At 41.6% G+C, this 7,820-nt stretch carries 9 protein-coding genes; 1 reads left to right on the top strand and 8 read right to left on the bottom strand.

Translation table 11 applies throughout. The features are described from left to right. Nucleotides 1–228: hypothetical protein (locus JNN12_11550; GenBank protein MBL7978964.1), on the top strand; the 228-nt coding region annotated here is incomplete at its 5' end. 3 nt (nucleotides 229–231) lie between these two features. On the opposite strand, the gene JNN12_11555 is transcribed toward JNN12_11550, so the two are convergent. The 8 genes from JNN12_11555 to JNN12_11590 form a co-directional block, all read right to left on the bottom strand. Then, the gene (locus JNN12_11555; GenBank protein MBL7978965.1) at nucleotides 232–1,002 is read right to left on the bottom strand and encodes a response regulator transcription factor; all 771 of its coding nucleotides are present in this window, start codon (nucleotides 1,000–1,002) and stop codon (nucleotides 232–234) included. 14 nt (nucleotides 1,003–1,016) lie between these two features. Then, complete coding sequence (locus tag JNN12_11560; protein MBL7978966.1) at nucleotides 1,017–1,862, bottom strand: histidine kinase; 846 nt, start codon at nucleotides 1,860–1,862, stop codon at nucleotides 1,017–1,019. Nucleotides 1,863–2,081: 219 nt separating this feature from the next. Then, nucleotides 2,082–2,693 (bottom strand): histidine kinase, encoded by a 612-nt coding sequence (locus tag JNN12_11565; protein MBL7978967.1) that lies wholly within the window; start codon nucleotides 2,691–2,693, stop codon nucleotides 2,082–2,084. Nucleotides 2,694–3,381: 688 nt separating this feature from the next. Then, nucleotides 3,382–4,113: an ATP-binding cassette domain-containing protein gene (locus JNN12_11570; protein ID MBL7978968.1), complete on the bottom strand. Its 732-nt coding sequence runs from the start codon at nucleotides 4,111–4,113 to the stop codon at nucleotides 3,382–3,384. Continuing rightward, on the bottom strand, nucleotides 4,110–4,871 hold the full coding sequence (locus JNN12_11575; GenBank protein MBL7978969.1) for an ABC transporter permease subunit: 762 nt from the start codon (nucleotides 4,869–4,871) through the stop codon (nucleotides 4,110–4,112). Before JNN12_11575 ends, JNN12_11570 begins: the two co-directional genes overlap by 4 nt. Further along, nucleotides 4,858–5,700, bottom strand: a complete 843-nt coding sequence (locus JNN12_11580; protein ID MBL7978970.1) for a hypothetical protein — start codon at nucleotides 5,698–5,700, stop codon at nucleotides 4,858–4,860. Before JNN12_11580 ends, JNN12_11575 begins: the two co-directional genes overlap by 14 nt. Further along, nucleotides 5,697–6,923 carry an ABC transporter substrate-binding protein gene (locus JNN12_11585; GenBank protein MBL7978971.1) on the bottom strand — a complete coding sequence of 409 codons (1,227 nt, stop codon included), beginning with the start codon at nucleotides 6,921–6,923 and terminating at the stop codon, nucleotides 5,697–5,699. Before JNN12_11585 ends, JNN12_11580 begins: the two co-directional genes overlap by 4 nt. Nucleotides 6,924–7,352: 429 nt before the next feature. Continuing rightward, entirely contained in the window at nucleotides 7,353–7,679 is a 327-nt protein-coding gene (locus JNN12_11590; protein ID MBL7978972.1) for a GLPGLI family protein, read from the bottom strand. Between the last annotated feature and the right edge of the window lie 141 nt (nucleotides 7,680–7,820).

Raw genomic sequence — 7,820 nt, forward strand, 5'->3', positions numbered from 1 at the left:
AAGGCGATAGAACTGATCAGTTTCGACAACCTAACGCCCGAAGAACGCACACAAGCGAAAAACCAAGAAGCGGCAAGAATTACCCTTATGAAGAATGAAGCGTATGCCAAACGAGCTGCAAAGGTTGAGATTGCTAAAAATTTTATTTCGATGGGTTTAGACAATCTCACGATTTCACAAGGCGTTGGTTTGATGATTGAAGAAGTCCAAGCCTTGCGAAAGGTATAAGCCTTACCCCATCATCCAGTGCTTAAAAGCTGTCGCTTTTTCTTGGCTGATCTGAAGTTCTGTCTGGAGTGGCGGCTTCAAGGAAACATGCAAGCCTTTGTAATTTGATTTGATTTTTCCGACGACCTCGATATGCACTAAATATTGCCGATTGGCGCGGTAAAATTGGGCAGGATTGAGCAAGCGCTCCACCTCATCCATTGTTTTATAATCCATCAAATAACGATTGTTTTTGCGTGTAACTACATAAATTACCTCTTCTTTTACAAAATACGCAATTTCATCCACCGAAAGCGGGATAAGCCCTTGCGCATAAGGTACAAGAAACCGCTCCTTGTAGCGAATGCGTTGCGTTTGCCAATCTTGAAGTAAATTCCGAATGGTTTGTTGTACATCAGGAACTTCTGTTGGCTGGCGATCCCGAAATTTTTGAATGGCAGCAGACAGTTCTTGTGGGTCAATGGGTTTTAATAAATAATCTAAACTATTGACTTTGAAGGCTTGTATGGCATATTCATCATACGCCGTTGTAAAAATGACGGGAATATGATTCGGGATTACATCAAATAATTCAAAGCTTAATCCGTCGGCAAGCTGGATATCCATAAAGAAAATATCGGGTAATACCGCATCTTTTTCCGCAAACCACTCGCGTGTTTCTTCGATGCTGGGTAGGACGGTCAATACCTGAATATCGGGATGATCGCGCAAGAAAGCACGTTTCAAGGCATTGGCTGCAAAAGGTTCATCTTCAATAATAATGGCGCGAATCATAAAAGGTTTGTCGTTTATAGGGTTGTAGTTTCGCTATTTGGCGTATTGTGATATTGATTAAACAAAGGAACATGAACGGTAAATCTGTTGTCTGTTTCAGTTATGCTGATTTTTTCGGAGGTGTAGTGGGCAAACTGCATTTGCAAGTTACTTAATCCTACGCTGGTCGAAAATACTGCCTTTTTTCTCTTTAACGTATTTTCTACCCGTAAAAAGTTTTCCTCAATCACGATTTTTAAGTACATCGGATAACGCTCGGAAACCGTGTTGTGTTTAATGGCATTTTCGACCAGAATCTGTAAGGTTAAAGGCACAATCCATTTATTTTCTACGGACGAAAGTTGCTCAATTTCCGAGAAAAATCCTTTTTGAAAACGAGTGCGCAATAATTCCAAATAATCCTCAATAAACTTGATTTCTACATTGAGTGTCACAATCGGCTCGTCATAATTCTGCACAATGTAACGATATGCCTTCGACATTTGTACCAAAAATTTCTGTGTATCTTCGGGGCTTTGATACACCAAATCGGTCGCGACTGCCAAACTATTGAACAAAAAATGTGGATTGAGTTTGTTTTTTAGCTGGGTAAATTGTACTTCGGCAATATCGCGTTCTTGAATGGCTTCTTCCTTTTCGATTCGCTCTGAATTGAGTACCAAGCGCGTCCAGTATTCCCAAAAATAAGTAGCAAAATAAACCACATTCAACATTAATAACAAGAGTATCCAGCCAATAATAATGGTATAAATAGAACCATTGATGCGGTATCCACGAGCAATGTATTCTAAAAAAGGCGTTACCACTGTAAATTGTACGATCCACAACACGATAGTAGAAATGAATATCTGTACAAACATTCTGATAAATGGTTTTTTATCTAAGGGTAAGTACTTATTGAGGAAATGACCTAAGATAAAAATACTTTGATTCTGTACAGCATACCATGAAATATACCAACCTGCCAAAATAAATTGTAACTTTAAGGGGATCGTAGGCGACAGTAGTGCGATATTGGTGAATCGCATCAACGCAAAAAGTATAATAATGATGTATGACAGAATATACCGCGACTTCATTTATGCCTCTAAAGTATTGGGGTCAAGCAAAGGAATTTTAACACAAAAAGAAGTTTTTGTTTCTATAACTTTCAAAGGCATTGGTGCATAGTATAGATATTGGTGCTTCAGATTATCCAAGCCTACACCGTCTGATAAGCTTATGTCTTTCTTTGGATTTAAGTTGTTTTTAATGCAAATAGCGGTTTCGGTTGCCCAAATTTGTACTTTTACAGGATAACGCTTTGAAACTACGTTGTGCTTGATGACATTTTCCAAAAGTACTTGCAAGGTTAGCGGAATGACGTACATCTCTTCGTATGCTTCAAGCGATTTATCCAATTCATAACTAAAGCCTTCTTGAAACCGCGTTTGTAAGAGTTGTAAATAATCTTCTATAAATTCGAGTTCTATTTTTAGCGAAACCAAGTTTTGATCATAATGCTGTACCACATAGCGATAGACTTTGGAAAGTTGCAACAAAAATTGCTCGGTTTTTTCGGGATTTTCGTACACCAATTCGGTGGCAACCGTAATAGAATTAAATAAGAAATGCGGGTCTAATTTATTCTTTAAATCAGCAAAGCGCATCAAGGCGCGCCCTCTGTCACGAATTGCCTTTTCTTTGAGCAATCGTTCGGAGCGTACTCGAATCCCAAGAAGCAATTCCCAAATAGACGTACTAAAATATAACGCAGTAAATGTGGTAATAAAAAACATTCGCCCAATGGTAATATTCTCAGCAAAAATTACCCGATGAGGCTCACTAATGTACACCTGTAAAGGGAGAATGATGAAATGATTGGAGGCAAACATGATAATCGAAAATACGATTGTTTGCATTAGAATACGTGTAACAGGTCGTTCTATGAGGCTTAATCTTTTTTCTAAGGGTTTGCTCAGCCATACAAAAAAATGCCATAATAAAAAAAACCAAATAAAATGAAGTATGCTCAACTTTACATGAATTTGCCATGGCATTGTAGGATTGCGTGCCTGTAAAGCCGCAATTCGTAATGCCTCGACGAGCAAGATCAGGATGTAAGCTAGGAAATTACGGATTTTCATTCGTCCGACTGGTCATATTTTTGTTTAGGAGCTTAGGTAATTTTTTGCACATTTCAAAGAGTAAAAACATGTTGTAAGATGGGAAAAATTAAGTCAGTCTAAAAATATAGTAGTTTTTTTGTAAAAATGTTTATTACAATCAATTTTTGGAATATGTTTGATTGGTTTTAATTCAAAGATATGTATTTATACAATCGTAACAACTTTTTTAAATGGGATGAACGGAATTCCTCATGAGAGTATAGCGTAAAACCTAGCCTTGGCTTTGCCAAAAGGCCATTTCGCGCTGAACCCCCGTATGCTCGTCCTGTATAAAAGATTGGGCGGTTTCATATAGTTTTAAGGAGCCATTTTGCATTAATCCAAACCGTTTGCCCATGATCAATGCTTCTTTAAGGTCATGCGTCACGAGTATGGTGCTGGTATGGTATGTATTTGCCAGATTTAAAAACAAGGTTTGCATTTGTGCCCGGATTTCGACATCCAGACTGGCAAAGGGTTCATCCAATAACAACAAACGTGGTTTAACGAGTAGCGCCCGACCAAAAGACGCCCGTTGTTTTTGCCCACCAGAAAGTTGGTGGGGCGCTTTTTGGGCCTGATCTGCCAATCCTAACTGTTCGAGCAACGCATTGACTTGGGCTTTAACTTCCTTTTTAGCTATTTTTTTTAGGCGCAACCCAAAGGCCACATTTTCAAAAACGTTAAGATGTGGAAAAAGGAGCGGTTCTTGGTACAGGTACACCATGCCTCTTCCCTGTGGCTTGAGCTGGTGGGCGTCTTGACCCTCTATCACTAGTTGACCCGAATCCGGTGTTTCTAACCCGGCAAGGCATTTTAACAACGTGGTTTTACCACTACCAGAGCGCCCTAAAATCGCGAGTAGGTCGCCCCGATACAAGGAAAAAGTGATGCCTTGTAAGATCGTTTCAGGGCCATATCGTTTAGAGAAGTTTTGAATGGTGAGGAGTACAGATGGATTCATTGGCCTCTCCAAACATCGCGGCGATTTACCAGCATCAAAATAAACGCTGGCAGCATTAATACGAGTGAAGCCATTGCGGCAAAGGTGATATTGGCCTCATTGACATAGAAGTAGACCAAAACAGGTAGGGTCTGAACTTCTCCAGCACCCACCATCAGGGTGATGCCGTATTGTACCCAAGAGATCAGAAACGTTTGAAAGAAACACATGCGAAGAGCAGCTATGGACATGGGCCATAAAACGTGCCGGATGGCCTCAAAAGGGGTACCCCCCAGCGTATAAACCAACTCTTCAATGGATTTCATTTGTGGTGACCAAAAGGGGACAAAAAATACAATGGCAAATGAAAAAGCAAACATCCATTGTGCTAAAATAACGCCTAAAATGGTACCCACTAAATGGATTTTGATAAAAAGAAACAGCAGGCAAGTTGCCAAAATCACGGGAGAAGAAACAAAAGGTAAGTATGCCAAACGAAGAAGCCATTTTTTGCGTGGGTGATGGCTTACAAAATGTCCGGTAATATATCCAAAGGTCGTGGCAAAGACGGCAACACAGGTAGAAATCCAAGCTGAAAGCCATAAACTTTCGCCCATTTTTCCAGAAAAGAGCTGTGAAAATGCGATAGAGGACCAACGTTTGGGCCAAAGTCGCGGAAAATGCCAACCTTCTCCTAATGCCCACATTGCCAGAAGCCCTACCGGAAGGAGTGCCAATCCAACCAAGCTCCCAAAGACAGCTTTTCTAAGGATTTTCATCTATAACATTCCTCGTGAGTAAAATGGCGCACAATATCGCAGTGTAGAGCAACGCCATGATAAAAGCTTCCGGTTTATCGGCCAGATCGAACCGTTCAAATTTCCTCAGAGTCAATACAGAAATCATTTGCGGGCTTTGGGATCCCACCATTAGGGGGATGTCGTAAGCACCAAAAACAGCAAGAAAATAGAGTAACATAGTGCCTTTGGAACGCTGGAATAAAATCGGAAGTTGGACACGCCAACGTGTTTGCGATATCGAAGCGCCCAATGAAATAGATAATTCGGAATAAGCATCCACCGTTGCATCTTTCCAAAGGGTACGAAAAAGAAGCAAAAAAAACGGTACACCCGTAAGCAGATGCGCCATCACAATACCAATACCATAGGGGTCTTGTACCCATTCGGGAAAGGCTTGTGGGCTTGTAATCCAACCCAGATGAAAGGCGATGCGGGCCAACCAACCGCCGCCGGAAAACAGTTGAAACGTAAAAAAGCCAGCCACCATGGCTGGCAAGGCGAATGGTAAATACCACACTATTGCCCAATTACTTTGGAGCCATTTTCGATGAAGATGGACAAAAATGAACGCTGCAAATAACCAGCCAGCAATCGTGCAAATTGTGGAAACATAAGCACTAAAGAGTAAAGAAGGGATAACCTCATTTTGGGTCCAGACTTTCGCCCAATGGGCAAATGTGAACCCATCTGCCATAACGCCAGCCCAGCCCACACTATACAGCAAGGCATACCCTACACTGAAGACAATCGGAAAAACAGCTCCAATGCCAAAAAACCATGCGCCCCAACGCCCCGCAAACTGGCTCATGGCGTTTTTCCTTCGATCATGTGCTTCCGGAAATCGGCGGCAAGACGGATCATGTATTCTGGCGCCAACTCCATTAAGGCATGGTTTTGGATATCGGCGCGACGAGGGGCGTATTTTCTCCCGGGAATGGCTTCGAACAAGGCACGTTCTTCAGAAGGAAGTTTTTTAAGGTCTAAGACCGTCCCATCGCCCCATACTTTTGGTTCCATTTTTTTTCGTTGGGCTTCTGGCGAAAGCAAAAAATTAATCACCACCAGTGCAGCGGGTTTTTGTCCGGAACGGGCAGTAATTCCGAGAAAATGGCTGTTTTGGATTGTTCCCGATTCCCAAACATAGGCCCTGGTTGTTTGGGGGAACAGTCCTTGTAAAACCTTATTATCCACCTCACCATCGTTGTTGCTCATGGTGAAATCTACTTCTCGGTTGGCAAAGAGTTGGTGTAATTGGGCCACCCCTTCGGGATAGGTTTCGCCACGCCGCCAAAGGTGTGGACGTAAATCTTTGAGATATTGCCAGAGTTGGGCACTGTATTTTTGATATTTGGCTTCGTCGAAAGGGCCATTAAGGACGGTTTGGCCGCCCGCTATGTCTATCAGCAAGCCTTTTAAGAAAGTAAGTCCTGCAAACTGGGTATCTATCGTAAATCGTCCGGGATGCGCCTTTACCCATTCTGCAAGTTGGTTTCTGTTTTGTGGCGGTATTTGGACACGGGTGGTATCATAAATAAAGGCCATTTGGACATTGCCCCAAGGTGCTTCAAAACCATCTACCTTTTGTTGGAAGTCGGTATTGATAAAAGGGCTGTCTATGTTCAAGTACTGGCTATTGGGCAAACGATCCACAAAGGGGCCAAATAGTGCTTTTATCTGGCGAAGTTGGTAAAACGTCTCGCCATTGATCCACATAATATCCGCTGAAGAAATGGCCTTATTGGCTTCCAGCTCGGTCGCCAACATCGAAACCAATTGATTGCCTTGGCCGGAACTAATTTGCAAATCTATGTTGTGGGCTTTTTTAACTTCAGGAACCACATATTCTTGCATGTAGCGGTTAATGAATGGATCACCTGTCCACATAAACATTCGTACGGTTTTGCCTTTGGCGGCAGTTTCCATTTCTGGCCACGTTGTTGGTAAGGTTTGTGGGCTGGAAGTTGGTTTCCCACAACCATTTAAAATCAATAAAAATAATAGAATAAAGAAAGTTTTTATAATATTGATCATAGGGGGAGTAATGATGATAAACAAAGGGCTACATGTAAGAAAGATACGCTATTTTTGAAGCCTTCCCACCCATTGTCATAATAAATGGGTGAGGTATCGAGAATAGTGCCAACTTGTTTTCCTTTAAACCCTTTAATTAGCCTAAGTAGTTTTTGGTAAATAGATTAAAACTCTTTTTATCTAAACCTGATTCTCATTTTTGTTCCTATAAGGATTTAATGACCTTAATCAGACATTCATGAACAGCTTCTTAGAAGCAAGTGTCTTTCCAAAAAATCAAGGTTCACAATTTGCGTACTTCCCCGAAAGCAGATAAGGGCAGAAACGCAAAATTTGTTTTGCATCTCTACCCTTATTTTCATGACAACTCGCTTCAATTCGTATGCTATTTCAGAAAGAAACTTTAAACAAAGCCATCATATTCTTATCTTATTGATTGTTCGTTGCCTGCTCCCGTCTTGAATTACTTTGTTGCATTTCTATGTTTTCTTTTATTTTTTGCTGCTCGATGCGCCTAAACGCTGCCTCGTTTACCTTTCGTCTGCCTGTAGGTTTCTTGAAAACGCTGTTATTGACAGGTGCAAGTTCCAATCTTGTAGCAACAAGCGTATCTCCATTTTTATCCAATCGCAGAATCATACCCGGAAGCCCGTGGTATTCACCTGGCCCTGAAGAGACAGGCAAATCAGGTGCAAACCATGCAACAGTATTTCCTGTTTTCTTGCGTGTCTTTTCAACCGTTGCTACTCCGTTCACATTGACATGGTCCCATTTTCACGGACACAGCGTTAAGTTAGAAAAGTAGCGTTCCTCAAAGTTGTCGGGGCAAAGATAGCCCAGTGCCGAATGCCTCCTTTTCGGGTTGTAGTAGCACGCTATGTAATTGAAGATTTCCGT

This window comes from Bacteroidetes Order II. bacterium (assembly GCA_016788705.1).
Taxonomy (GTDB): Bacteria; Bacteroidota; Rhodothermia; order Rhodothermales; family UBA2364; genus UBA2364.